Raw genomic sequence first — 25,019 nt, 5'->3', positions numbered from 1 at the left:
GGACAAGGGGTTCATGACTGACGAAGACGGCAGCGGTCCGGCTTACCGGGTCGTGGTGAACGACGAGGAGCAGTACTCGATCTGGCCGGCCGACCGCGAACCACCGGCGGGCTGGGCGGCCGACGGAGCGCCCGCGAACCGCGAGGACTGCCTCGACCGCATCTCGCGGGAGTGGACGGACCTGAGGCCGTCGAGCCTGCGCCGACGAGTCGGAATGGAAAGCGCGTGAACCCCACTTTGCCCGACCTCTTCGCCGAGCAGGCGAGGACGACCCCGGACGCGGTGGCGGTGCTCGACGACCGGCACGAGATCACCTACGCCGCGCTGGACCGCCGATCCGGACTGCTCGCCGCCGCGTTGCGCGCCAACGGTCACGGCGTGGGTTCGATCGTCGGCGTCCGCATGCGCCGAGGTGCCGACCTCGTGGTGGCGCTGCTGGGCATCTGGAAGGCGGGCGCCGCGTACGTCCCGCTCGACCCCGAGCACCCGGAGGAGCGGTTCGCCGCCATCCTGGCCGACACCGGCTGCGAGCTGGTGCTCACCGCGCAGTCACTTCAGTCCTTTGTGGATGAATCAGGCGAGGTGGCGGCGAGCGCGGCCACCGCGGGTGACGCGGCCTACGTCATCTACACCTCCGGTTCCACCGGCAAGCCCAAGGGCGTCGTGATCACCCACGCGGGCATCGCGAACCGGGTCGGCTGGACGGTCGGCACGCACGGGCTGTCGGCGGCGGACCGGATCCTGCAGAAGACCAACCTGAGCTTCGACGCCGCGGCGTGGGAGGTCTTCGCGCCACTGGTGAGCGGCGGCACCGTCGTGCTGGCGCCCGTCGGCGCCGAACGCGACCCGGCCATGATGCTCGCGGCGGTCGTGCGGCACCGGGTGACCGTGTTGCAGGTGGTGCCCTCGGTGCTGCGGCTGCTGGTCGCCGAACCCGCTCTGCGCGACTGCACGTCGTTGCGGCTGCTGTTCTCGGCGGGCGAGGCGCTGCACGCCGAGCTGCTCCAGCAGCTCTGGGCCCAGCTCCCGGTCGAGACGTGGAACACCTACGGCCCCACCGAATGCGCCATCGACGTGACCGCGCACCGGTGCGATCCCGCGCAGACCTCCGGGCCGGTGCCCATCGGCAAGCCGATCACCGGCGCCCACGTCCTGGTGCTGGACGACAACGGGGAGTTCGCGCCCATCGGCGTGCCCGGCGAGCTGCACCTCGGCGGCGCGGGGGTCGCGATGGGGTACCTCGGCAGGCCCGCGATGACCGCGGAGAAGTTCGTGCCCGACCCGATCGGCCCGCCCGGCTCCCGGCTCTACCGCACCGGCGACCGAGCGCGGTGGCGGTCGGACGGCGTGCTGGAGTACCTGGGGCGCCTCGACGACCAGCTCAAGATCAACGGTGTCCGGATCGAGCCCGCCGAGATCGAGATCGCGGTGCAGGCGCACCCCGGTGTGCACGCCTGCGTCGTGCTCGGGGTGCCGGACAACCAGGGCAGCAAGCGGCTCGTCGCCTACGTCGTCGCCGACGACGAGGTCGGCACAGCCGAGCTGCGCGCGTTCCTGCGCAAGCGCCTCCCGGAGTACCTGGTCCCGACCGTGTTCATGCTCGTCGCGACCCTGCCGCTCACGGTGAGCGGCAAGGTGGACCGCACCGCGCTGCGAGCGCTCGACATCACCGAGAACGTCCGCGGACTCGCCTACGTGCGGCCGGCCACGGTTCCCGAGCGGATGGTCGCCGACATCTGGTCCGAGCTGCTCGCCGCCGACCGGATCGGTCTCGACGACGACTTCTTCCAGCTGGGCGGGCATTCCCTGCTGATCACCCAGCTCGCCGAACGGCTCCGCGCGATCTCCGGCCGCCGCGTCGAGATGGCCACCCTCTTCGCCTCCACCACCGTGCGCGCGCAGGCGCGGCTTCTGTCCGAACAGGACAGTGCGGCGCCGCCCCCGGTCGCGCGGCCGCGAGGCCCGCGCGTGCCGCTGTCCTTCGGGCAGCAACGCCTGTGGTTCCTGGAGAAGCTCCGGCAGGGCGATCCGGAGTACACCGTCCCGCTCTTCCTGGACGTGGCCGCCGAGACCGACGAGGCGACCGTGCGGAAGGCGTTGGACGCCCTGGCCTCCCGGCACGAGGTGCTGCGGACCCGGTACGTGCTGGAGGACGGTGAGCCCTACCAGGTCATCGATCCGCCCACGCCGGTCGACCTGCGCACCGTCGAGGGGGATCCGGTCGCCCTGTTCCGCGCGGAACTGGCGCTGGGCTTCGACCTGGAGCACGGCCCGGTGTGGCGGGCGCTGCTCGTCCGCGGGCCCGGCGGCGCTGGCACCCTGCTGGTGACGGCGCACCACATCGCGTGCGACGGCCGGTCCGTGGTCGTGCTGGCCGAGGAGTTCGGGCGGCTGTGCGCGGGCGAGGAGCTGCCCGCGCCGTCGATCCAGTACGCCGATCACGCGATCTGGCAACGGCAGGCGCTGACCGACGACGTGTTCGCCACCCAGTCCGAATACTGGAAGACCGCCCTGGACGGCCTGCGGCCGTTGGAGCTGCCCGTCGACCGCCCGCGTGCGGCGGAACGGGACTCGCGGGGCGCCGCGCTGGAGTTCACGGTGCCGCCCGCGACGGCGAAGGCGCTCGTCGAGCAGGGCAGGCAGCAGGGCGCGACCCCGTTCATGGCCCTGCTGACCGTCTTCCACGTGTTGCTGGCCCGCTACAGCCGCGGCTGGGACGTCGCGGTCGGCACGCCGATCGAGGGGCGCACCCGCCCCGAGGTCGGCGAGGTCGTGGGCTTCTTCCTCAACTCGCTGGTGCTGCGTGCCGCGGTGCGCCCGGAGCAGACGTTCACCGAGGCGCTGGCGGCGGTCCGGGCCACCTGCCTGGCCGCGTTCGCGCACTCCGACATCCCGTTCGAGCGGCTCGTCGAACAGGCGCGCGTCGACCGGGACCTGTCCAGGACTCCGCTGTACCAGGTCATCTTCGACCTGCACGACGAGGCGCTGTCGTCGACCAACTCCGACTCCGTCGACACCGAGACGATGCGGGCGATCTGGACGACCGCGAAGACCGACCTCACGCTGATCATGCGCAAGCACGGCGACGGCAGCCTGCAGGGCGTCTTCGAGTACGCGACCGCGCTGTTCGACGAGGCCACGGTCGAGCGGATGGCGGCGAACTTCGTCCGCCTGGCCGAAACCCTCACCGCAGCACCGGACAGCCCGGTGTCGGCGGTGGAGATCACGACGCCCGCTGAGCACGACCTGCTGGTGCGGGAGTGGAACGACACGGCCGGTCCTGTCGCGGACCTGCCCGTGCACCGGTTGTTCGAGGCGCAGGCGGCCCGGCGGCCGGACGCGGTCGCGCTGGTGACCACCCACCCGACGACGTACGCGGAGCTGGACGAGCGCGCGAACCGGTTCGCCACCGTGCTGCGCGCCCGCGGGGCCGGGCCGGAGTCGGTGGTCGGCGTCCTGCTCGACCGGAGCGTCGACCTGGTGGCCTGCCTGCTCGGCGTGTGGAAGGCCGGTGCGGCGTTCGTGCCGCTGGACCCGTCGTTCCCGGCCGACCGGGTGGCACTGGTGCTGGCCGACTCTCGAGCCGAGGTTCTCCTCACGGACACGCGGCTCGCCGTGCTGGCCGGCGGTTTCACGGGCGCGACGGTCCTGGTCGACGGCGACCACGCGGAGATCGCCACCGCGTCCGGTACGGCGCCGCCGGTGCCCGACGACCTGGACCGGCTCGCGTACGTCATCTACACCTCGGGTTCGACCGGTCGTCCGAAGGGCGTCGCGGTGACCCACCTCGGGCTGGCGAACTATCTCCTGTGGACGGTCGACGCCTACGCCGCGCACGGAACCGGTGGCGCGCCGGTGTTCTCGTCGATCGCCTACGACCTGGGCATGCCGAACCTGTACACGCCGCTGATCACCGGTCAGCCCGTGCACCTGCTCCCGCAGGACGTCGACCTCACCAAGCTGGGGGCGATGCTGGCCGACGCCGGCCCGTTCAGCTTCATGAAGATGGCGCCCGCCCAGCTGGAGCTGGTGTCGCACCAGTTGGCGGCTCGCGCGCCGAGTCCGCTGGCGGGCCTGGTCATCGCGGCGGGCGATCGGGTGCCCGCGGCGATGGCCGACCGCTGGCGCGAGGTGACCGGTCAGCCGGACGCCCGGTTCGCTGGCGAGTACGGCCCCACCGAGATCACCGTCGGCAACTCGGTGTTCCACGCCGGCGAGCCGTGGAGCGGTGAGTTCCTGTCGATCGGGCGGCCGATCCCGAACACGACGATGTACGTGCTGGACGAGCACCTGAACCCGGCACCGATCGGCGCCCTCGGGGAGATCTACGTCGGCGGTGTCGGCGTGGCCAGAGGCTACGTGGGCAACTCGGCGCTGACCGCGGAGAAGTTCGTTCCCGACCCGTACGGACCGCCCGGCGCGCGGCTCTACCGCACGGGTGACCTCGGCCGGGTGACCGGGACCGGCGCGGTCGAGTTCCGCGGCCGCGCGGACGACCAGGTGAAGATCCGCGGCTACCGGGTCGAGCTCGGCGAGGTCGAGGCGGCCGTGCTGGCGCACCCGGACGTCCGGGAGGCCGTGGTCGTGCTGCGCGAGGACCGGCTGGTCGCCTACTACGTGGGGGACGGCGTGTCCGGGCTGCGCGAGTCGCTCGTGGAGTCCATGCCGCGGCACCAGGTCCCGGACGTGTTCGTGCCGCTGGAGTCGCTGCCGCTGACCGCCAACGGGAAGGTCGACCACCGGGCGTTGCCCACGGCAGGCACACGGGCTGACGGAGGTGGCGAGGCGCCTCGAACCGTGCTGGAGCGCGCGATCACGGACATCTGGTCTGAGGTGCTGCACGCCGAGGTGGGCGTGCACGACAACTTCTTCGAGCTCGGCGGGCACTCGATCTCCGCGACGAGGGTCGTCTCCACGATCCAGGAGAGGTTCGGCGTCGAGATCGGCATCCGGGTGCTGTTCGACCAGCCGACCATCGCCGGTCTGGCGAGCGCGGTCGAGAACGAGATCAGGGCTGACGTCGACCGGCTCAGCGCGGCCGACGTGATGGCCGAGACGATGCGGACCGAGGGATGGCAGACATGAGCGCAGGGCAGGGGACTGAGGCGTTCCGCGAAGAGCTCATCCGCTTGCGGATGGCCGGAGGGCTGATCGGCAACAGGGTCTCGATCGGCCGGGCCGATCGGGACCGGCCGCTGCCCCTGTCCTTCGGGCAACGCCAGCTGTGGTTCCTCAACCAGCTCGACCCGGAGGGCCCGGAGTACCTGGTGCCCCTGGTGTTGCGGCTGCGCGGGCCGCTGGACGAGCCGGCGCTGCGGCGGGTCTGGGGCGAGCTGGTCGCCAGGCACGAGATCCTGCGCACCCGCTACGAGGTCGTCGGCGGTGAGCCCACCCAGGTGGTCCTGCCCCCGGAGCCTCCTCTGTGGACGGTCGTCGAGTTCGGCGACCTGCCGCCGGAGGAGCGTGAGGCCGCCGCCACGGCGAGGGCCGAGCAGGACGCGCTGATCCCGTTCAACCTGGAACACGACCTCCCGCTGCGCATCACCCTGCTGCGAATCGGTGCCACCGAGCACCTGATGGTCGCGGTCTTCCACCACATCGCGTCGGACGCGATCTCCCAGGAAGTGCTGCTGACCGAGCTGGGCGCGCTCTACGCCGCGTTCACGGCCGGCAGGCCCTCGCCGCTGCCCGCCGTCACGGTGCAGTACGCGGATTACGCCGCGTGGCAACAGGAATGGCAGTCCGACAACGCGCTGGAGCACCACCTGTGGTGGTGGCGCAACGCGCTGGCCGACCTGCCCCGGCTCGACCTGCCGACGGACCGGCCGCGGCCCGCGGTGCGCCGCTGGCACGGCGCCGCGGTCCCGTTCAGCGTCCGGTCCGAGACGGTCGGGGCGCTCGACGTGCTCGCGAAGGAGCACAACGCGACGCCGTTCATGGTGCTGCTGACGGCTTTTCAGTGCCTGCTGGCGCGGTACACCGGTCAGGACGACGTCGCCGTGGGCACCGTCGCGTCCGGCCGCACACATCCCGATCTGACCAGGATGCTCGGCTACGTGATCAACAACCTGGTGCTCCGGATGCGGATCGAGGGATCCCCGTCCTTCCAGGACATGCTGGTGCGCAACCGGATCAACGTCCTGGAGGCGTTCGACCACCAGGCGGTGCCGTTCGCCCGCCTGGTCGACGAGATCCAGCCGGAGCGCGACATGTCGGTCACCCCGCTGTTCCAGGTCGCGTTCACCATGCACGGCGTGCCCGCCAACGGCGTCGAGGTGGCGGGTCTGCGCATCGACCACGTCGACCTCTCCCGGCAGGTGGCCAAGTTCGACCTGGCGATGCAGATCGCCGAGTTGCCCGACGGCGGGCTCGGCGGTCAGATCGAGTACTCCACCGACCTGTTCGACGCCGCCACGGTACGCAGGCTGGCTGAGCACTTCACCCGCCTGCTGGACAGCATCGCGGCGGACCCCGGCACGTCCGTGCGCGAGCTGGACTTCCTGCTGGACGAGGAGTTCGAGGTCCTCACCGGCGAACCGGTGGACCAGGTCGCCGGACCGAACCGCCCCGTGCGCGCGGTGTTCGAGGAGCAGGTCTCCCGGACGCCGGACGCGGTCGCCGTGGTGTGCGGTACCGCGGAGCTGACCTACGCCGAGCTGAACGGACGGGCCAACCGCCTGGCCCACCACCTCCGCGCCCTGGGCGTGGGCGCCGAATCGCTCGTCGGGGTCTGCCTGGAACGCGGCGACGACCTGGTGCCGGCGTTGGTCGGCGTGACCAAGTCGGGGGCGGGCTACCTGCCGCTGGACCCGGCCTACCCGGCCGACCGGTTGCGGTTCATGGTCTCCGACGCGGCCGCGTCCGTCGTCGTGACCACGTCCCGGCACCTGGACATGGTGCGGGACATCCACGCGGGCACCGTGGTGGTGCTGGACGACGACGCGCGGGTCCTCGAGGCGCTGCCCGAGACCGACCCCGAGCCGGCGGGCTCACCGGGCGACCTGGCCTACGTGATCTACACGTCCGGCTCGACCGGACGTCCCAAGGGCGTCTGCGTGACCAACGGCAACGTCCTGCGCCTGTTCACCTCGTCGCGGCGGCACTACGGCTTCGACGGGAACGACGTCTGGTCGATGTTCCACTCCTACGCGTTCGACGTGTCGGTGTGGGAGATGTGGGGCGCGCTCCTGCACGGCGGCCGGCTCGTCGTCGTGCCGTTCGACGTGTCGCGGTCGCCCGACGACTTCATCGACCTGCTCGTCGCCAACCGGGTGACCATCCTGTCCCAGACGCCGTCGGCGTTCCGGTCGCTGGTGACCGCCGCCGGACTCGACGATCCGCGGCTCGCCGGACTCGCGCTGCGAGCCGTGGTCTTCGCGGGCGAGAAGCTCGAGCTGTCCGACCTGGCGCCGTGGGTCGACCGGTTCGGGTGCGCCGAACCGGAACTGATCAACATGTACGGCATCACCGAGACGACCGTCCACTCCACGTTCCACCGCCTGGTGGAGGGCGATTTCGCGCCGGGCGCGGGCAACCCGATCGGGTACCCGCTCGACGACACCCGCATCCTCCTGCTCGACCAGCACCGCGAACTGGTGCCCATCGGCCTGCCCGGCGAGATGTACGTCGGCGGTCCTGGCGTCACCCGCGGCTACCTCAACCGGCCCGAGCTGACCGAACAGCGGTTCGTGACCGGTGTCCTCGACGAGGAGCGGTTCTACCGCAGCGGCGACCTGGCCCGCAGGATGCCCGACGGCAGCCTCCAGTTCCTCGGCCGGATCGACCACCAGGTCAAGCTGCGCGGTTTCCGGATCGAGCTGGGCGAGATCGTCTCGGCGTTGGCGGAGCACCCGTCGGTGCGCGACGCGGTCGTGGTGCTGCGGGAGGACGAGCCGGGCGACAAGCGACTGGTGGCCTACCTCGTGCCCGCCGGGGCGGCCGTGATCGACCCCGGCGAGCTGCGCACGCTGCTGGGCCGCACCCTGCCGGACTACATGGTGCCCTCGGCGTTCGTGTCGATGGCGAAGTTCCCCCTCACCACCAACGGAAAGCTCGACCAGCGCGCGCTGCCGTCGCCGGACGAGTCCGCGATCCGCTCCGACGTCGAGGTCGTCGCGCCGCGCACGGTGACCGAGACGAGGATCGCGGCCGTGTGGCGCGAGGTGCTCGGCATCGACACGCTCGGCGTCCACGACGGGTTCTTCGACCTCGGCGGCGACTCGATCCGCGCCGTGGCGCTCGTCGGCATGCTGAAGGTGAACGGCTTCACCGTCGCGGTGCGGGACGTCTTCGAGCACCGGACGATCGCCCGGCTCGCCGAGTTCGTCGACGGGGAAACGAATCCGGCGCCCGCCACGCGACTGGTCCAGCCGTTCGAGCTGATCTCTCAGGCCGATCGCGCCCTGGTCGGACCCGGCGTGGTGGACGCGTACCCGCTGTCGAAGGTGCAGGCGGGGATGCTGGTCGAGATGCTCGTGGGCGGCTCGGACAACATCTACCACAACGTCTGCTCCTTCAAGATCACCGACGAACACCCGTTCTCCGAGCAGGCCCTGCGGGACGCGTCGGCGAGCCTGGTCGAGCGGCACGAGATCTTGCGGACCTCGTTGGACGCCATCGGGTACTCGGTGCCGATGCAGCTGGTGCACGCCACCGCCGAGATGCCGATCGGCTCGCGCGACTTGCGCGGCATGGACACTGCTGCGCAAACCGCCGTGCTCCACGAGTTCACCGCGCAGGAGCGCGCGACGCTGTTCGACGTCGCGGCACCGCCGCTGCTGCGGTACTTCGTGCACGTGGTCGACGACGGCTGGTGGATCTCCATCACCGAGTGCCACGTGATCCTGGAGGGCTGGAGTTACCACTCGCTGCTGATGGAGCTTTTGACCGCCTACCACCAGATCCGCGCCGGCGGGCAGGTGGAGGCCCCGCCGATGCCCGAGGTGCGGTTCGCGGACTACGTCGCCGCCGAGCTGGAGTCGCTGGAGTCCACCGAGTCCAGGGAGTACTGGCGCGACATCGTCGCGAGGCACCCGAAGTTCGAGCTGCCGTCGGCGTGGCGCGGTGAAGGCGTGCCGCGCGAGTCCTACCGGTTGGAACTTCCCTGCGCGGACATCATGGGCGACCTGCGCGCGGTGGCGAAGAAGGCCGACGTCTCGCTCAAGAGCGTGCTGCACTCCGCCTACCTCAAGGTGATGAGCACGCTCACCGACGAGGCAACGATGTTCACCGGTCTCGTGTGCGACGCGCGACCGGAGATCCTCGGCGCGGACCGGGTGCACGGCATGTACCTGAACACCGTGCCGTTCCCGTTCACGCGGTCGGCGGGCACCTGGCGCGAGCTGGTCCAGGAGACCTTCGCCGGGCACGTCGGGCTGTGGCCGCACCGGCGTTTCCCGCTGCCCGAGATCCACCGCGAGGCCGGCGCGGCGGAACGGCTGATCGACACGTTCTTCATCTACCTGGACTTCCACGTGATCGACACCGGTCATGTCGACCCGGAGTCGGTGATCGACGACAGCCCCAACGAGTTCGCGCTCACCATCGCCGCGATGAGCGACGTGATCCTGTTGCACACCAACACCGAGGTGCTCACCAAGGAGAACGGCGAGCGGCTGATCGCGATGTACCGGTCGGTGCTGGAGGCGATGATCCTCGACCTCGACGGGGACGCGCACGTCACGTTCCTGCCGGAGGCGGAGCGCCGCACGCTGCTGACCGAGTGGAACCGCACCGAACGGCCGCTGTCCGACGAGGGCGTGGTCGAGCGGTTCCGCGAGTTCGTGCGTGTGACGCCGAACGCCGTCGCCGTCGTCGACGAGACCCACCGGCTGACCTACGAGGAGCTGGCTCGGCGGGCGAGCGCGGTGTCGGAGTGCCTGACCGGTGACGAGCCCGGCTCGCTGGTCGCGATCCTCGACGACCCCGGCGCCCGGTTCGTCGCGGCCGTGCTCGGCGTGATGGGCGCCGGTCACGCATATCTCCCGCTCGACCCGGCGGTGCCGGTCGGGCGCACGGCCAAGCTGCTGTCCGGCAGTGGCGCGGGGATCCTGTTAGTGGGCCCGGATCACCGCGAGCACGCCGTGGCAGCGACCGCCGGCCTGGCGGTCCGCGTGCGGGTGCTCGGCGAGGCTGAGCACCCGCACGACGAGTGGGTGCCCCAGTCGCCGCCCGACGGGGAGCTGGGCCTGGCGTACGTGATCTACACGTCCGGATCTACCGGACTGCCGAAGGGCGCGATGGTGCACCGGCGCGGCATGGTGAACCACCTGCTCGCCAAGGTCGAGGACCTCGACATGGGCGAGTGCGACGTGGTGGTGCAGAACGCCCCGCTGACCTTCGACGTCTCGGTGTGGCAGATGCTGGCGCCGTTGATCGTCGGCGGCCAGGTGCGCGTGGTGAGCAAGGTGCACGCAGCCGACCCGGCCGAGCTGTTCTCGCGGGTCGAGCACGAGCGGGTGTCGATCCTCGAGGTCGTGCCGTCGCTGCTGCGGGCCGCGCTGGACGGCTGGGACGCCGGTGTCCCCGTCCCGGACCTGGCCGGGCTGCGCTGGCTGCTGGTGACCGGTGAGGCCCTGCCGCCCGAGCTCTGCGTGCGGTGGTTCGCCCGGTTCCCCTGTGTCGAAATGGTCAACGCCTACGGTCCGACGGAGTGCTCGGACGACGTGACGCACGCCTTCCTCACCAGCGGGACCGCGTTCGACCGGCCGCTGGTGCCGATCGGCAAGGCCATCCGCAACACCAGGCTGTACGTGCTGGACGTCCATCGGCAGCCGGTGCCGGTCGGCATCCTCGGTGAGCTGCACGTCGGCGGTGCGGGGGTGGGCCACGGGTATCTGCACGACCCGGAGCGGACGGCGCGCGCGTTCGTCGTCGACCCGTTCTCGGCCGACCCCGGCCACCTGCTCTACCGGACCGGTGATCGGGTCCGGCACCGCCCGGACGGCCAGCTGGAGTTCGTCGGGCGACGGGACAACCAGGTCAAGATCCGCGGCCAGCGGATCGAGCTGGGGGAGCTGGAGGCCGCGTTGATGGGCGCTCCCGGTGTCCGGGACGCCGCGGCCAAGGTGGACCAGGCCAGGCTCGTCGGCTACGTCGTCGGCGACATCGACACCGGCTCCGTCCGCGAGCACATCGGCGCGATCCTGCCCGACCACCTCGTGCCCTCCGCGCTGGTCGTGTTGGACGCGCTGCCGTTGACGCCCAACGGGAAGGTGGACCGCAAGGCACTGCCCGCCCCGGACCGCGCCTCGGTGGCGGCCACCGCGCCTGTCGCGCCGCGCAGCGAGACCGAAGCCCGGCTGGCAGAGGTCTGGAGCAAGGTGCTCGGTCTCGGCGAGATCGGTGTCGAGGACGACTTCTTCGCTCTCGGCGGCGACTCGATCCGCACGCTGAACCTGGTGTCGGCGCTGCGCTCCGGCGGCTTCGCCGTGTCGGTGCGGGACGTCTTCGAGCACCGCACGATCGCCGGTCTGGCCGGTCTGCTTGCTGCCGGGCCGAACCCGGCGGGCGAACGGGCGCTCGCGTGGCTCAGGCCGAAGGGGAACCGGCCCGCGCTGTACTGCGCGCATCCGCAGGGCGGCAGCGGGCACTGGTTAGTGCCGCTGGCCGACCACATCGGCACGGACGGTTCGGTGGCGGTGTTCGAGGCGCCCGCGTCGATCGGTGACCGTCCGGTCGACCTCGGCGAGCTGAGCGCGCGATACCTGCGCGAGATGTCCGCGGAGGGCCCGTTCTTCCTGCTGGGCTGGTCTTCCGGTGCCACGCTCGCCTGGGAGATGGGCAGGCAGCTGGCCGCCGCCGGAACGCCCGCGACGGCTGTCGTCCTGATCGACCCGATCGGTGACCCGGCGACGGCGGTCAGCCCGGTGCGGAAGGACTGGCTGACCGAACGACTGGCCGAACTGTTCGATCAGGGCGTCCCGCCGGCGGACGACGAGTTCGCCGGACTGCTCGCGATCGCGGGCCTGTCACCAGCCGAGTCCGATGTGGACACCATCCGGCGCCAGGTCGACCGGACGCGGATGCTGACCGCGGCGATGTACACCTACCGCTACCCGAGCATCACGACCCCGGTGCACCTGGTGGTCACCGACGAGTGCGCGCACGAGAAGCACGGGGTCCTGCGGGACCAGTCCTACGCGACGTACCTGGCCCGCTGGCACGAACTGGCCGCCGGCGGTCTGCGGGTGCACCGGGTGGCGGGCGATCACGACGGGATCCTCCAGCCCTCCAGGGCCGCCGAGCTGGCCGAGCTGATCGACACCGTCATGACCGAGGAGGGAATCCGGTGGACGCACTGAAAACGGCGCGGGCACGACACCTGCTGTCGATCAACGACCTGTCCGATGTGGACCTGGCGTACATCCTCGAACGCGGGGTCGACTTCGCGCGGGACCGGCGGCCGTCCTCCCTGCCGCTGGCCGGCGACATCGTGGGCGTCTTCTTCGAGAAGACCTCGACCCGCACGCGCACCGCGTTCTCCAGCGGCGCGCTGCGGCTGGGCGCCCGCGTGATCACCTACGGGCCGGGGGATCTGCAGACGAACACCGGGGAAAACCTGGCGGACACCGGACAGGTGCTCGCGGGCATGCTGGACGTCCTGGTCGCGCGCACGGTGCTGACCGCCGACCGGTTGGCGGAACTCGCCGCACAGCCGGACATGGCGGTGGTCAACGCGATGAACGTCGAGGAGCACCCGACCCAGGCGCTCACCGACCTCACCACCCTGCTGCGCCACTTCGGCCGGATCGAGGGACTGCGCGTCCTCTACGTGGGTGAGGGCAACAACACCGCCTCCGCCCTCGCCCTCGCACTGAGCCGGTTCCGCGGTGTGGAGCTGGAACTGCGCACCCCGCCCGGTTACGGGCTCGCGGAGCAGTTCCACGACGTCGTCGCGGATCAGTCGAAGCGCTACGACTCCTCGGTGGTCGAACGGCACGACATGGCGAACCTGCCCCGCGGGTTCGACGTCGTCTACACCTCCAGGTGGCAGACGACCGGCACCACGAAGCCGGACGCGGACTGGCGCACGATCTTCGCGCCGTTCCAGGTGCACTCCGGGCTCTGGGAGTCCAGTCCGCGGGCGGTGTTCATGCACGACCTGCCCGCCCACCGGGGTGAGGAGGTCACGGCAGATGTCCTCGACGGACCCGCCAGCATCGCCTTCGCGCAGGCGACGAACAAGTTGCACAGCGCCATGGCGGTACTGGACTGGTGCCAGGCAGGAAGAGGCGGTTTCGGCGCGTGACGACCGAGACGGGCCGGCAGGCGGTCAGCCTTCGGGGGAACAAGGACTTCCTGCTGCTGTGGAGCGGCGCGGGGATCTCGTTCCTCGGTTCCCGCGTCAGCACCTTCGCGTACCCGCTGATCGTGTTGTGGGCCACCGGGTCCGCGCCGCTGGCGGGCCTGGTCGCCTTCGCCGCGCAACTGCCCTACGTGGTGGTCCAGCTGCCCGCCGGGATCGTCGTCGACCGGTTCGACCGGCGCAGGCTCATGGTCGTGTGCGACCTGGGGCGGGTGCTGGCGGTCGGCAGCATCCCGGTCGTGGTGCTGTTCGGCGGGTTCGGGCTCTGGCACCTGGCCGTCGTGGCCTTCGTCGAGGGCAGTCTCACGGTGGTGTACCGGATCGCCGAACGGGCCGCGCTGCGCAGCGTGGTGGACGAGGACCAGCTAAACCTGGCGAGTTCGCGCAACGAGGCCCGCGAGCGGGCGTCGGGCATGCTCGGCCAGCCCGTCGCCGGAGTCCTGGCCGGCCTCGCCCAGTGGGCGCCGTTCCTGTTCACCTCGGTCGCGCACGTGTTCTCGCTCGGCACCGTGCTGCTGATCAAGAAGAAGCTCCAGGCCCCACGAGCCACCGGGCGGCGGCGGGTGTTCGCCGAACTGGCGGAGGGCGTCAGATGGCTGTGGCGGCAGAAGTTCGCCAGGGCCTGCGCCGGGCTGATCGCGGTGAGCAACCTGCTGTTCCAGGTCATGTTCCTGGCGCTGCTCGTCATCGTCAGACAGGACGGCGGCTCGGAGGTGGCCGCGGCGGTCATCTTCACGGTCTCGGGCGTCTGCGGGGTGTTCGGTGCGTTGAACGCGACCTGGTGGATCCGCCGGATCGCCCTGCCGCGCCTGGTGATCGGCGCGAACCTGGCGTGGGCGCTGCTGGTCCCGTTCATCGCGTTCACCCACAACGCCGTGGCGCTGGGTTTCCTGTACGGGGCGACCTCGTACGTCGGTGCGGTGTGGACGGTGGCCGTCGGCGCTCACCTGGTCCGGATCGTGCCGGACGAGCTGCTCGGCAGGGTGACCAGCGTGGTCTCCCTGCTGTCCTACGGCCCGCTCGCGTTCGGCTCGCTGCTGGGCGGCTTCGCCCTGGAGTCGCTCGGGGTCACCACGACGGTGCTGGCGATCGGCGGCCTGATGCTGCTGCTGACCGGGGCCGCGACGGCCAGTCCCAGCGTGCGGTCGCCCGCCGGCTGAAGGGCACGGTGAGCGAGAACCGGGAAGCCGGGAGGTGACGTCCACACCCTCCCGGCTTCCGTGCTGTTCACCCTCGTTTTTCGAGGTGCCACAACGGGCGTAGGGCAAGCCCTACCTCGACAGGGGTGCGTCCACCACTGACCGGTGGGGCCGGCCCGACCACCATTGGACAGGCAACGAACCGTCGAACGGAAGGTCGGGGATGAGCACCGCGCTTCTCGACACACCTGGTTGGCTGGCGATCGTCCTGTGCACGTTCGGGGCGGTGATCACGGCGGGCCTGCCCGCACCCGTGGGGTTGTCCACGCTCAGATCGGCCGTGGGTCTGTCGGCGGTGCTGGCGCTGGTCCTGCCGTCCGCGACCGGCGTGGCTCTGGTGATGCTCGGGGTCGGCACGGCGGTCGGGGTCGACCACTCGCTGTTCCGGCTGAGGCGGGAGAGCGTGAAGCTCGCCAAGCTGGCCCGCAGGCCTGGTGCTCAGCTCCGCACCATGGACACCACGAGGACCACGACCGGGCAGTCCGTCGTCGTGTGCACGGCCGCGGGTGTCGTCTCGATGGCGGGCCTGCACGTGGCCGTCAGCCAGGCGTTCACGTCACTGTCCGGCTACTCGCCCGCCGTCGTCGTGGCCGTCGCGGTCGCCGGCTCGTTGCCCGCGATGCCCACCCTGCTCGCCAAGGTCCGCCTGTGGTTCGGGGTGCCTGAGACGCGTCGGCCGCGTCAGACCCGGACCCCTGCCACCTGGCACCAGCCCCAGATCAGCCTGCTGCTGTCCGCCGCGGCGGTCACGACCCTCGTGCTCGCCGCGATCGGCGGCTGACAGGACATGCCTTTCTTGGCGCGAGAAGCACGTTCGGGCCGTCTAGTGGCCCGAACGTGCTTTTCGCGCCAAACCAAAGCCCCGTCAGCGCTTCAGCAGGCCCCAGTAGGAAGCCCAAGGCACGAACGCGGCGCCGGCGAAGGTGAGCAGGCGGATCCGGAGCCCGGTCCGCGTGCCGCGGCCGCGGAGCACGGTCAGCACGGTCGCCGCGGGCACGCCTGCCGACAGCAGCTGGAGAACGAGCCAGGGCACCGAACGGCCGCCGACGACCGGGCCGAGGGCCGGGTTCTCGGTGGTGGTCAGCTTGAAGAAGTAGCCGGCCCAGCCGAGCACGGCGGCCAGCCCGAAACGGGCACCCCAGCGGCCGGGCCCGCGGACGCCACCGACGGCGAAAGCGACCACGAACAGTGCCAGGGCGCCGATCTGGGCCGGACCGGACTCCCACCACGCCACCCCGGCGACGGGCTTGCTCCGGACGTCCTGGTGGGCAGGGGGGTCGGTGGTGGCGCCGGTGGCCCCGTCGGTGATCCACGAGGTGACCAGGTCGAGGTAGCCGGGGGCGAACTCGGGCAGGCGGTCGTAGCCGTCGGTGGTGAGGTGCGCGGCGTGTTCCGCACCGGGGAGCGTGCGGAGCGTGCACCGCTTGTTGCCGCTGCGTTCGAAGGCCTGGCGGAAGATGTCCAGGCTTTCCCCCGGCGGGGTGAGGCGGTCCAGCTCGCCCCAGATCGCCAGCACCGGCTGCCGCACCCGCTCGAGCACCGGCACCGTGTCGTAGTGCGCCTCGGGGAACAGCCCGGCGGCGACGATCTGCCGCATGCCGGTGTCCGCGATGGCCTTGAGCATCGATCCGGTGATCCCGTGCCGGCGCAGGTACGACTCGGTGGCCCAGGCCTGCTGCCTGCTCGGCGTGAGGCCGTTCGCGCCGACCGTCACCACGAACGCGACGTCCGCCGAACGGGACGCGGCGAGGGGCGCCACCCAGCCGCCCTCGGAGAACCCCCACAGACCGACCTTCGCCGGGTCGACCCCGGGTTGCGCGGCCAGTGCCCGGACGGCGGCGAGCGCATCGCCGGCCAGCAGCGAGTAGTCGCGGCCGGTGGAGGAGTAGCCGGTCGTCCGCTTGTCGTAGACGAGGGTGGCGATGCCCGCGTTCGCGAAGGCTTCGGCCTCGGCGCGGAACTGCGAGCCCAGCCCTTGTCCGGAGCCGTGCACCAGCACGACGCCGGGGCGGCTGGCTGATTCGGCCGGGAGGTGGACCGTGCCCTGCAGAGTGAGCTCACCGCTGACGAACGTGATGTCCCGCGTTACCACTGGACGGCTCCTTCTGGGCGGAATGCGAGCAGTGCCCTGGACACCGTGAGCACCGGCGCGCCGTCGACCGTGCACTCTCCTTCCACCATCACGGTGTGCGCCAGGTCCTTGACCATCCGGACGTCGTGCCTGAGCACGTCGCCGGGGAGCACCTGCCGGTGGAACTCGACGCCGGACAGCCTCCCGGCCAGCATCACCTCGCCGGGCGTGGTGGACCGGCCGGGTGCCAGCAGGATCAGCAGACCGGCGGCCTGCATCCAGGACTCGACCAGGAGCATCTCCGGGTATCCGTGGTCGTCGTCGTTCGTCAGCCTGGCGTACCAGGGTTCGTTGCACGTCACCGCTTTGATCGCGGTGATCCGGCTGCCCGCGACCAGCTCGGTCACCCGGTCGACCAGCAGCATCGGGTAGCGGTGCGGCAGCAACGTCCTGATGTCCGTCACGTCGATCACCGGGCCGCTCCGGCCTGGTAGCGCAGCCGGACCACGGCCGCGACCCCGCTTGCCGTGCTCGCCTGCCCGGTGCACCACCACGTGGGGTCTTCCCCGCGCCAGTCCACCGTGATGGTCAGCGTGTCGCCGGGGAACACCGGGGCGAGCCAGCGCACCGACTCCATCGCGACGAGCCTGACGCGCCCGGCTTCGGCGGGAGCGGTCAACCGGGCGCCGCGGTGCACGCACTCGACGACGCAGACGCCGGGGAAGATCGGGAAGTCCGGGAAGTGGCCCGCCAGAACGGGTTCGTCGGCGCCGATGCTGACGGTGGCGGTCGACGGCCCGGTCGTCGCGGTGGTCGCGACGACCTCGCCGAGGACGATGCCGGTCATCGTGGCGACCCGTAGCGGTGCAGTTCGGAGAAGAAGTCCGGCACGACCTGCAGCTCACCGGCCGCGACGATCTCGTCGTAGACGTGCTTGCCCACGGCGAGGTCGAGCACTCCCAGACCGAACGGGGAGAACACCACCGGCCGATCGGCCGGCACGTCGACCGCGCCGGTCAGCACGTCGTAGAGCGTGCCGTGCAGGAACTCCCGGTGGCCCACCTGCTGCTCGGCCAGGTGCGGCGACGTGTCGGCCTTCAGGCAGTGGTCCACGTCGTCCACGATGTTGACCGCCGACAGGATGACCTCCGGGGCCAGGTCCCGCAGCGACACGTTCAGCACGAGCGGGTTGTGCTCGAACCACGCCGGTTCGTGCACGTGCGGCGTGCCCGCGACGGTCGCGAACACCACCAGGTCGGACTCGCGGATCAGCTCCTCGGCGCTGCCGCGGACCCGCGCCCGGCCGCCGGAACCCTCCACATAGGACTTGAACCCGGTCGCGTGCTCGATCGACAGGTCGTGCACGCCGACCTCGTCGAAGTCCCACCCGGTCCCGGTGAGGTAGGTGTGGATGTAGCGCGCGATGAGCCCGGTCCCGATGAACCCGACCCGTGCCGGGCGGACCCGCCCCTTGGCCAGCCGGTCGGCCGCCAGGGCCGCCGAAGCCGCCGTGCGGACGGCGCTGATGATGGAACTCTCCAGGCAGGCGAAGGGATAGCCGGTGGCGGGCGAGTTGAGCACCAGCACGGCGGACGCCCTCGGCAGCCCGCTCGCCACGTTCTCCGGGAAGCTGGAGATCCACTTCAGCCCGTCGACGTTCGCCGGCCAGCCGATGGAGGCGGGCAACGCGATGATCCGTGCGGTCGGCCGGTCCTCGAACCGCAGGAAGTACGAGGGCGGGTTCACCGTGCGGCCGAGGCCGTGCGTGCGGTACGCGGTCTCGATCAGCTCGACCACGCGCTTCTCCTGCCCGCGCAGGACCCGGCTCACCTGGGCGCCGGAGATCACCGAAAAGGACGGGGCCTGGGACATGCTTGGCTCCAGACGTAGAAGTTGGTCAACGGTCGAAGATCCGGAACACACCGCAGCCGACCTGGCCGTCGGGGTCGGCCGAGGTGACGATCGCGATGTCGCCGTCCATCCCGTGGGCGATCGCGGTGGCCAGCTGGAACGCGGCCGACGCCCCGTCGGTGTCGCCGATGAGGCTCGCGGGCTCCAGCACTCGCGCGTCCGCGCCGAGCACGGCCGACACGGCGGCGAGCTCGTCGGCCGACGACCCGGACACCGCCGCCGCCCACACGTCGTCCTCGTCGAGGTCCGCCCGCCGCAGCGCCCGCCCGATCCGTGCGGCCAGCGTGTACGCCACCGCTTCGGGACGCGGCGCGTACCCGAACTCCAGTGCCAGCACCTCGGCGACGGGCTGCCTGCCGTGCGTGCGAGCCGACTCCGCCGACTCGGTCAGGAACACGCAGCACCCCTCGCCGAGCGGGTCCCGCGTGCCGAGGCCGTGCCAGGTGAGCCAGGAGCGCCGGGGGTTGAGGTCCTCCACGGCGCAGGCCAGCACCATCGGCGACCGGCCGTGGCGGTGGATCCTCCTGGCGTAGTTCAACACCGAGAGCCCGGTCATCCGGCCGGTGGTCACCGTCGAGTTGGAACCCTTGAAGCCGAACCGGATCGCGCACTGCGCGGCCGAGAAGTTCATGATGCTGCTGGGGTACGCCTTGGTGTTCACCTGGAACGGCTGCGCGTTGGTCAGCGACTCGCGCATGATGCCCATCCCGCGGTCCATGCCGATCAGGTCGCCGCCGAGCACCAGCGCGCGCTCGGCGGGCGCGAACTCGGCCAGATCGTGCTGGCGTAGCAGCAGGGCGACCGTGCCGAGTGCCAGGCTCGCCGACCGCCCGAGGTTGGCCAGGTTCTTCGTCTCACCGAGGATCTCCCCGATGTCGAACCCGCCGACCTCCCCCTGGAACGCGTACGGCAGATCTTCCTCCACAAGGGACAGTGCTGGTCCTCGAGTCCGGACGCCCTCGGTGAAGGCGTCGGCCCCCAGTCCGAACGGGGAGATCACGGACATCGCCGAGATGATCACTGCGAGACCCCCTGGTAGCGCCGCAGGACGACGGCCGCGTTGGCACCGCCGAACCCGAGGGCGTTGACCAGCACGGTGCGCGGCTCGCCCGCCCGTGCCTCGTTGGGCACGCAGTCCACCGGGCAGTCGGGATCGAGGGTGCGGTGGTTGATGGTCGGCGGGAGGAAACCGTGTTCCACGGCCAGCATCGCGGCGATGCACGAGTGGACGCTCGCGGCGCCCATGGTGTGCCCGATCATCGACTTCAAGGCCGACACCGGAGGGATCTCGCCGCCCGCGAACACCTCGGCGAACGCGGCGGACTCCATCGGGTCGTTGGTGGGGGTACCGGTGCCGTGCGCCATGATCAGGTCGATCTCGCCCGGCGCCACCGCGGAGTTCGCCAACGCGCCGCGCATGCACTCGGCGACCGACTCCTTCACCGGCCGGGTGGGGTGGAAGGCGTCGCAGTTGAGGTTGTAGTCGAGCAGCTCGGCGTGGATCACCGCGTTCCTGGCCAGCGCCGAGTCCAGCGATTCCAGCACCAGCATCGCGGCGCCCTCCCCGAACACGACACCCGTGCGGTCCCGGTCGAACGGCCTGCACACGTCCCGGGACAGCGCGCCCATCCGGTAGAAGGCGGCGAACGTCCGGTGGCAGATGGCGTCCGCACCGCCGCACAACGCGTAGTCGACGTCGCCGGACCGGATCGCGTCCAGCCCGTAGCCGATGGCGTAGGTGCCCGCCGCGCAGACATCGGGGAGCGTGATCAGCTCGACGTCGGCCAGCCCCAGCTCGTCCGCGATGGCCGTCGGCATCCGGCTGAACCGGGCCCGCCTGGCCGGCAGCGGATCGAGGTCCGCCAGGCCCTTCGCCACCTCGGTGGCGGCCAGGTCGTCCACGTCGCGGGCGTCCCCTTCGGTGGTGCCGACCGCGACCAGACCCGTGACGCCGCACAGCATTCCCGGCGTCAGGCCAGCGTCCCGGACGGCCATGCCGGCCGCGGCGGCGCCCATCCGGGTGGCCCGGCCGTACTCGGACAGCTCGTCGTCGGCGAAGTCCGCCACCTCGCACGTCTGGCCGTAGCCGAAACCCGTGGTGTCGAAGGCCGTGACGGGTCCGGCTCCGCTGCGTCCCTCCCGCAGTCCCGCCAGAAACCCGTCCCTGCCGTTGCCGATGGCCGAGAGCACGCCGATGCCGGTGACCACCACGCGCCGGTCAGCCACCGTATCCACCGTGGACCTCCACTACCGACCCGGTCACGTAGGTCGCGCGGTCGGAACTCAGGTAGGACACCAGATCCGCCACCTCTTCCGGCCGGCCTGCCCGGCGCAGCGCGATCTGCTCGAACATCTTGCGCCGCACCGGCTCTGGCAGGCCGGCGGTCATCTCGGTGTCGATCAGGCCGGGAGCGACGACGTTGGCCCTGATGCCACGTGCCCCGACCTCCCTGGCCAGTGACCTGCCGAACCCGATGATCCCGGCCTTGGCGGCCGCGTAGTTGGCCTGACCCGCCTTGCCGTGCACACCCGAGACGGACGAGATCATGGTGATGCTGCCGGACTTCCGCTTCACCATCGGGAAGGCGACGGCCCGGCAGACGTGGAAGACGCCGTCCAGGTTGGTGCGCAGCACGTCGTTCCACCTGGCCGTCGGCATCGACACGACCAGGCCGTCGGCGATGATGCCCGCCGAGGTGACCGCCGCGCCGATCGGGCCGAGGTCGCGCTCGGTGCGCGCCACCCACTCCGACACCGCGTCGGGGTCGGTGACGTCGACCTGCGAGGCGAGCACGCGGGTGCCGAGGCCGGCGATTTCCTTCTCCAGTTCCACCGCGCTCTGCTCGTCCGACCGGTAGGAGAAGGCCACGTCGAACCCGTCGGCGGCCAGCCGCCGGACGCAAGCCCGGCCGATGCCCCGTGAGCCCCCGCTGACCAGTGCCACGCCCGCCATCAGAGCTCACCCGCCAGACGCAGCAGCACAGCGGCGACAGCGCCGGTCGGATCGCCGGACACGATCACCACGGGCCGGCCAGCCGCTTCCGGCAGGCGTTCCGCGACGCTGAGCACCGAGGCGATCGCGAACGCCGAGGACGCCGCCCCGGTGTCGCCGATCTGGTGCGGGCCGGGGACGCGGGTCAGGACGTCCGGGGCGAACAGCTCGGCCATCGCCTCGCGTTCCGCCCCGGACGTGGTGGTGGTCACGACGGCCCACACCTCCTGTGTCGCAACGGATCCGCGCTTCAGCAGCGCGCGTACGCACTCGATCAGCGCCGGGTGCGCCGCGCCGTCCAGGCAGACCCTGGTCTCGACGCCCAGAACCTCCGCGAGCGCCGCGCGGCCGGTCGTCCCCGGTTCGAGCCGGAAGACCGCGCCTCCTTCGCCCAGCAGTGGTTCGGAGCCTCTGCTGTGCCGCGCCAGCCAGTGCCGCGCCGCCGAGTACTCCTCGACCGCCCCGACGATCACCGAGTCGGCCCGGTCCGCGGCGAGCAGCCTGCTGGAGTACCTCAGCGCGTGCACCGTGGCGCCCCGGCCGGCCGCCAGCGTGGTGTTCGGACCGGTGATGTCGTACCGGATGGCGCACTGGGCCGCCGCGCAGTTCATCGAGCCGCTCGCCAACGTCTTGGGGTTCAGCAGATGCGGCCTGCTGTTCAGCAGCGAGTCGCGCATGTGGGTCATCTCGGTCTGCATGCTGCCCGACGTGGTGCCGAGCACGACACCGGCGCGGTGGCCGGTGTCCACGCCCTGCTCGACCAGGTCGCCGACGGCGGCAAGCGCCAGCGTGCTGGCCCGGTCCAGGTGCCGCAAACCCTTGCCGCCCACGAGTTCCTCGACGTCGAAGTCGGGCACCAGGCAGGCCTGGGTGTCCGGTACCGACCACCGGTCGGTGTCGACCGCGGCCGCCGTCGGCCGTCCCGACCGCACGCCCGCCGCGAACGCCGTTCGGCCGTGGCCGAACGGCGACACCGCCGACCAGCCGGTGATCACCGGAGCAGTGGCCGCCATCAGACCGTCCTCCCGTACTTCCCGAGCACCAGTACCGCGTTGTCCCCGCCGAAGGCGAGTCCGTTGTTCTGCACCACCTGGAGGTCCGCGTCGACCGCGTGGTTGGGCACGCAGTCGATCTCGCAGGCCGGGTCGGTCTCCCGGTGGTTGACGGTCGGGGGGATGAACCCGCCGGTGATCGCCAGTGCGCAGGCGACGGTCGCCAGGGCACTGGCCGCGCCCATGGTGTGGCCGAGCATCGACTTGATCGACACCACGGGTGGAGGGTCGTCCCCGTAGACGTCCCTGATCGCCTCGCACTCCGTCACGTCGTTCAGCTTCGTTCCGGTGCCGTGCGCGGAGATGAGGTCCACGTCGCCGGGCTTCACGCCCGCGTCGTCCAGCGCCAGCCCGACGACGCGGGCGACACTCGACCGCAGCGGGGACACCGGGTGGTGGGCGTCGCAGTTCAGGCCGTACCCCAGCACTTCCGCGTGGATGGTCGCGCCGCGTGCCAGCGCGGAGTCCAGGCTCTCCAGCACCAGCACGGCCGCGCCCTCACCGGTGAGGATGCCCTTGCGGTCGCGGTCGAACGGCCGGCACACGTCGGGGGCGACCAGCCCGAGACGGTGGAAGGTCGCGAACGTCCGGCGGCTCAACGCGTCCGAGCCACCGCACAGGGCGAAGTCCACCTCCCCGAGCCGCACCGCGTCGAACGCGTCGCCGATGGCGTAGTTCCCCGCCGAGCACGCCGTCCCGATGACATAAGCGTCCACATCGGACAGTCGGAGCTCGCGTGCGACGGACACGGCGAGGTTCTGGGCCGACACCCGGCCGACGATCTCCGGGTCCATCCGCTCCGCGCCCTCGGTGACCTCCAGCTCGGCCAGCCGGTCGACGTCCTGTGCCTCGCCGCCCGTCGTGCCGATCACGACCAGGCCGCGCCGGTCGCCGAGCGAGCAGGAGTCGCCGCCCGCGTCGTCCACCGCCATCCGCGCGGCCGCGACCGCGTACTGGCTGGCCCGGCCCAACTCCCTGGCCGGCACGGTGCGGATCCACCGTTCCGGCTCGAAATCCCGCACCTCGCAGGCGATGTCGGACGGGAACCCCGAGGCATCGAAGGCGGTGACCGGTCCGGCGCCGCTCCGGCCGGCACGCAGGCCGTCGGCGAACTCGCCGGCACCCATGCCGATGCTCGACACCACGCCCATGCCGGTCACCACCACCCTGCGGCGTTCCTCGCCCGGCGTGGTCATCGCACCGCGGCGTTCTCGTCCACGGCCGACTCCCAGCCCGCGAACTGCGCCACGACGTCGTAGACGCCGTCGAGGTCGACCATGCGGGGCAACTCGTCCTGGTCGATCTCGATGCCGAACTCCGTCTCCAGGTTCGCCAGCAGGTCGATCGTGCTGAGCGAGTCGACCCCGAGGTCCTCGATGAAGCTGGTCGTCTCGTCCAGTTCGTGCGGCTCGATCTCGAATGCGGCGCAGGCCAGCCTCTTGATGGTGGCCTTGCGTTCGTCGAGGACTGTGCTCATGCGCCTCTCCTTTCGTCCGTGCTGCCGACGGCCACCAGGTCGTCGGTGTAGTTGGCCCGCAGCCAGTTGTCGTCGTAGATCGAGTCCAGGTAGCGCTCGCCGAGGTCGGGGGAGATCAGCACCGCGGTGCCGGACCGGGACTTCTCGTGGGCGTCCAGCCAGGACAGTGCGCCCGCGAGCACCGTTCCCGTGGAGCCGCCCAGCAGAAACCCGTGTGCCGCCAGCACCTGGCACATCGCGATCGAGTCGGGCTCTTCGACGTGCACCACGTCGTCCACATAGGACCGGTCGAAGATCTCCGGCCGAGTGCTCGTGCCCAGACCGGGGATCAGCCTGCGGGCGATGGGGCCGCCGAAGGTCACGGATCCCACCGCGTCGACCGCGACCACCTCGACCGGCAGCCCCTCGTCGCGGAAGTACCTGGCGCAGCCCATCAGGGTCCCGGTGGTCCCTGCCCCGACGAACAGCACCTCGACGTCGGGGAACTGCTTGATGATCTCCGGTCCGGTGGTCCGGTAGTGCGCGCCCCAGTTTCCGGGGTTCGCGTACTGGTTCAGCCAGATGTTCCGGTCGTCGCGGACGCACAGGTCCCGCACGTGCTCCAGTCGTGCCCCGAGGAAGCCGCCGTCGGCGCCCGGCTTGGTCACCACGTGCACCACGGCCCCGTAGCTCTCCATCAGCCGCACGGCGACCCGGTTGCACCGGATGTCCGTGACGCAGACGAACCGGTAGCCCCGGCTGGCGGCGATCATGCTCAGCGCCACGCCGAGGTTGCCGGAGGAGGACTCCACCAGCGTCGTCCGTGAGGTGAGCAGCCCGGACCGCTCGGCGGCGTCGATCATCTCGGCCGCCGCCTTCAGCTTGATCGACCCGGCGAAGTTGAACCCTTCGCACTTCAGGTACAGCGGACGCCCGACGACCTGCTGGAGATCGATGTACAGGTCGTCAACGTTGAACTCGTGTGGCGCGGAGATCACTGGCACGGCAAACCTCCTCTGGGTGTCTCGTCCG

Annotated in this window: 17 protein-coding genes; 6 read left to right on the top strand and 11 right to left on the bottom strand. The window is 71.1% G+C overall.

Annotated features, from left to right (window positions below; all coding sequences use genetic code 11):
• Positions 1-13: 13 nt before the first annotated feature.
• From ACIA8G_RS15610 to ACIA8G_RS15585, 6 genes are all read left to right on the top strand, one after another.
• Positions 14-229, top strand: a complete 216-nt coding sequence (locus ACIA8G_RS15610) for an MbtH family protein (protein WP_396419123.1) — start codon at positions 14-16, stop codon at positions 227-229.
• The gene (locus ACIA8G_RS15605) at positions 226-5,085 is read left to right on the top strand and encodes an amino acid adenylation domain-containing protein (protein WP_396419122.1); all 4,860 of its coding nucleotides are present in this window, start codon (positions 226-228) and stop codon (positions 5,083-5,085) included. Before ACIA8G_RS15610 ends, ACIA8G_RS15605 begins: the two co-directional genes overlap by 4 nt.
• Positions 5,082-12,302: an amino acid adenylation domain-containing protein gene (locus ACIA8G_RS15600; protein WP_396419121.1), complete on the top strand. Its 7,221-nt coding sequence runs from the start codon at positions 5,082-5,084 to the stop codon at positions 12,300-12,302. The genes ACIA8G_RS15605 and ACIA8G_RS15600 overlap by 4 nt, the downstream gene beginning before the upstream one ends.
• On the top strand, positions 12,290-13,249 hold the full coding sequence (locus ACIA8G_RS15595) for an ornithine carbamoyltransferase (RefSeq protein ID WP_396419120.1): 960 nt from the start codon (positions 12,290-12,292) through the stop codon (positions 13,247-13,249). Before ACIA8G_RS15600 ends, ACIA8G_RS15595 begins: the two co-directional genes overlap by 13 nt.
• The gene (locus ACIA8G_RS15590) at positions 13,246-14,466 is read left to right on the top strand and encodes an MFS transporter (RefSeq protein ID WP_396419119.1); all 1,221 of its coding nucleotides are present in this window, start codon (positions 13,246-13,248) and stop codon (positions 14,464-14,466) included. The genes ACIA8G_RS15595 and ACIA8G_RS15590 overlap by 4 nt, the downstream gene beginning before the upstream one ends.
• Positions 14,467-14,668: 202 nt before the next feature.
• Positions 14,669-15,286, top strand: a complete 618-nt coding sequence (locus ACIA8G_RS15585) for a hypothetical protein (RefSeq protein WP_396419118.1) — start codon at positions 14,669-14,671, stop codon at positions 15,284-15,286.
• A gap of 84 nt (positions 15,287-15,370) precedes the next feature.
• Here ACIA8G_RS15585 and ACIA8G_RS15580 read toward each other — a convergent pair whose 3' ends face one another.
• Genes ACIA8G_RS15580 through sbnA form a run of 11 tightly spaced genes read right to left on the bottom strand, consistent with a single transcriptional unit; the run spans position 15,371 to position 24,991 of the window.
• Entirely contained in the window at positions 15,371-16,597 is a 1,227-nt protein-coding gene (locus tag ACIA8G_RS15580) for an alpha/beta hydrolase family protein (protein WP_396419117.1), read from the bottom strand.
• The gene (locus ACIA8G_RS15575) at positions 16,591-17,049 is read right to left on the bottom strand and encodes a 3-hydroxyacyl-ACP dehydratase FabZ family protein (protein WP_396419116.1); all 459 of its coding nucleotides are present in this window, start codon (positions 17,047-17,049) and stop codon (positions 16,591-16,593) included. Before ACIA8G_RS15575 ends, ACIA8G_RS15580 begins: the two co-directional genes overlap by 7 nt.
• Complete coding sequence (locus tag ACIA8G_RS15570) at positions 17,046-17,423, bottom strand: 3-hydroxyacyl-ACP dehydratase FabZ family protein (RefSeq protein ID WP_396419115.1); 378 nt, start codon at positions 17,421-17,423, stop codon at positions 17,046-17,048. The genes ACIA8G_RS15575 and ACIA8G_RS15570 overlap by 4 nt, the downstream gene beginning before the upstream one ends.
• Complete coding sequence (sbnB, locus tag ACIA8G_RS15565; RefSeq protein ID WP_396419114.1) at positions 17,420-18,448, bottom strand: 2,3-diaminopropionate biosynthesis protein SbnB; 1,029 nt, start codon at positions 18,446-18,448, stop codon at positions 17,420-17,422. The genes ACIA8G_RS15570 and sbnB overlap by 4 nt, the downstream gene beginning before the upstream one ends.
• Positions 18,449-18,473: 25 nt before the next feature.
• Positions 18,474-19,493, bottom strand: a complete 1,020-nt coding sequence (locus ACIA8G_RS15560) for a beta-ketoacyl synthase N-terminal-like domain-containing protein (RefSeq protein WP_396419113.1) — start codon at positions 19,491-19,493, stop codon at positions 18,474-18,476.
• An 11-nt stretch (positions 19,494-19,504) separates the two neighbouring features.
• Complete coding sequence (locus ACIA8G_RS15555) at positions 19,505-20,713, bottom strand: beta-ketoacyl-[acyl-carrier-protein] synthase family protein (protein WP_396419112.1); 1,209 nt, start codon at positions 20,711-20,713, stop codon at positions 19,505-19,507.
• A complete protein-coding gene (gene fabG, locus ACIA8G_RS15550) occupies positions 20,706-21,440 on the bottom strand; it encodes a 3-oxoacyl-ACP reductase FabG (protein ID WP_396419110.1) in 735 nt (244 codons plus the stop codon). Before fabG ends, ACIA8G_RS15555 begins: the two co-directional genes overlap by 8 nt.
• Positions 21,440-22,492 carry a beta-ketoacyl synthase N-terminal-like domain-containing protein gene (locus ACIA8G_RS15545; protein WP_396419109.1) on the bottom strand — a complete coding sequence of 351 codons (1,053 nt, stop codon included), beginning with the start codon at positions 22,490-22,492 and terminating at the stop codon, positions 21,440-21,442. Before ACIA8G_RS15545 ends, fabG begins: the two co-directional genes overlap by 1 nt.
• The gene (locus tag ACIA8G_RS15540) at positions 22,492-23,727 is read right to left on the bottom strand and encodes a beta-ketoacyl-[acyl-carrier-protein] synthase family protein (protein WP_396419108.1); all 1,236 of its coding nucleotides are present in this window, start codon (positions 23,725-23,727) and stop codon (positions 22,492-22,494) included. The genes ACIA8G_RS15545 and ACIA8G_RS15540 overlap by 1 nt, the downstream gene beginning before the upstream one ends.
• Positions 23,724-24,008 carry an acyl carrier protein gene (locus ACIA8G_RS15535; RefSeq protein ID WP_396419107.1) on the bottom strand — a complete coding sequence of 95 codons (285 nt, stop codon included), beginning with the start codon at positions 24,006-24,008 and terminating at the stop codon, positions 23,724-23,726. Before ACIA8G_RS15535 ends, ACIA8G_RS15540 begins: the two co-directional genes overlap by 4 nt.
• Complete coding sequence (sbnA, locus tag ACIA8G_RS15530) at positions 24,005-24,991, bottom strand: 2,3-diaminopropionate biosynthesis protein SbnA (RefSeq protein ID WP_396419106.1); 987 nt, start codon at positions 24,989-24,991, stop codon at positions 24,005-24,007. Before sbnA ends, ACIA8G_RS15535 begins: the two co-directional genes overlap by 4 nt.
• Positions 24,992-25,019 lie beyond the last annotated feature (28 nt).

The sequence above is a fragment of the Lentzea sp. NPDC051213 genome (assembly GCF_044455585.1).
In the GTDB taxonomy this organism is placed as follows: domain Bacteria; phylum Actinomycetota; class Actinomycetes; order Mycobacteriales; family Pseudonocardiaceae; genus Lentzea.
Note: the sequence above shows the minus strand (reverse complement) of the source record. Positions and strands in the feature narration are given on the sequence as shown.

Coding starts and splice junctions, on each gene's coding strand:
- ACIA8G_RS15610 (WP_396419123.1), top strand. CDS start 14: ATGACTGACGAAGACGGCAGCGGTCCGGCTTACCGGGTCGTGGTGAAC.
- ACIA8G_RS15600 (WP_396419121.1), top strand. CDS start 5,082: ATGAGCGCAGGGCAGGGGACTGAGGCGTTCCGCGAAGAGCTCATCCGC.
- ACIA8G_RS15585 (WP_396419118.1), top strand. CDS start 14,669: ATGAGCACCGCGCTTCTCGACACACCTGGTTGGCTGGCGATCGTCCTG.
- ACIA8G_RS15570 (WP_396419115.1), bottom strand. CDS start 17,423: ATGACCGGCATCGTCCTCGGCGAGGTCGTCGCGACCACCGCGACGACC.
- sbnB (WP_396419114.1), bottom strand. CDS start 18,448: ATGTCCCAGGCCCCGTCCTTTTCGGTGATCTCCGGCGCCCAGGTGAGC.
- ACIA8G_RS15560 (WP_396419113.1), bottom strand. CDS start 19,493: ATGTCCGTGATCTCCCCGTTCGGACTGGGGGCCGACGCCTTCACCGAG.
- fabG (WP_396419110.1), bottom strand. CDS start 21,440: ATGGCGGGCGTGGCACTGGTCAGCGGGGGCTCACGGGGCATCGGCCGG.
- ACIA8G_RS15545 (WP_396419109.1), bottom strand. CDS start 22,492: ATGGCGGCCACTGCTCCGGTGATCACCGGCTGGTCGGCGGTGTCGCCG.
- ACIA8G_RS15540 (WP_396419108.1), bottom strand. CDS start 23,727: ATGACCACGCCGGGCGAGGAACGCCGCAGGGTGGTGGTGACCGGCATG.
- ACIA8G_RS15535 (WP_396419107.1), bottom strand. CDS start 24,008: ATGAGCACAGTCCTCGACGAACGCAAGGCCACCATCAAGAGGCTGGCC.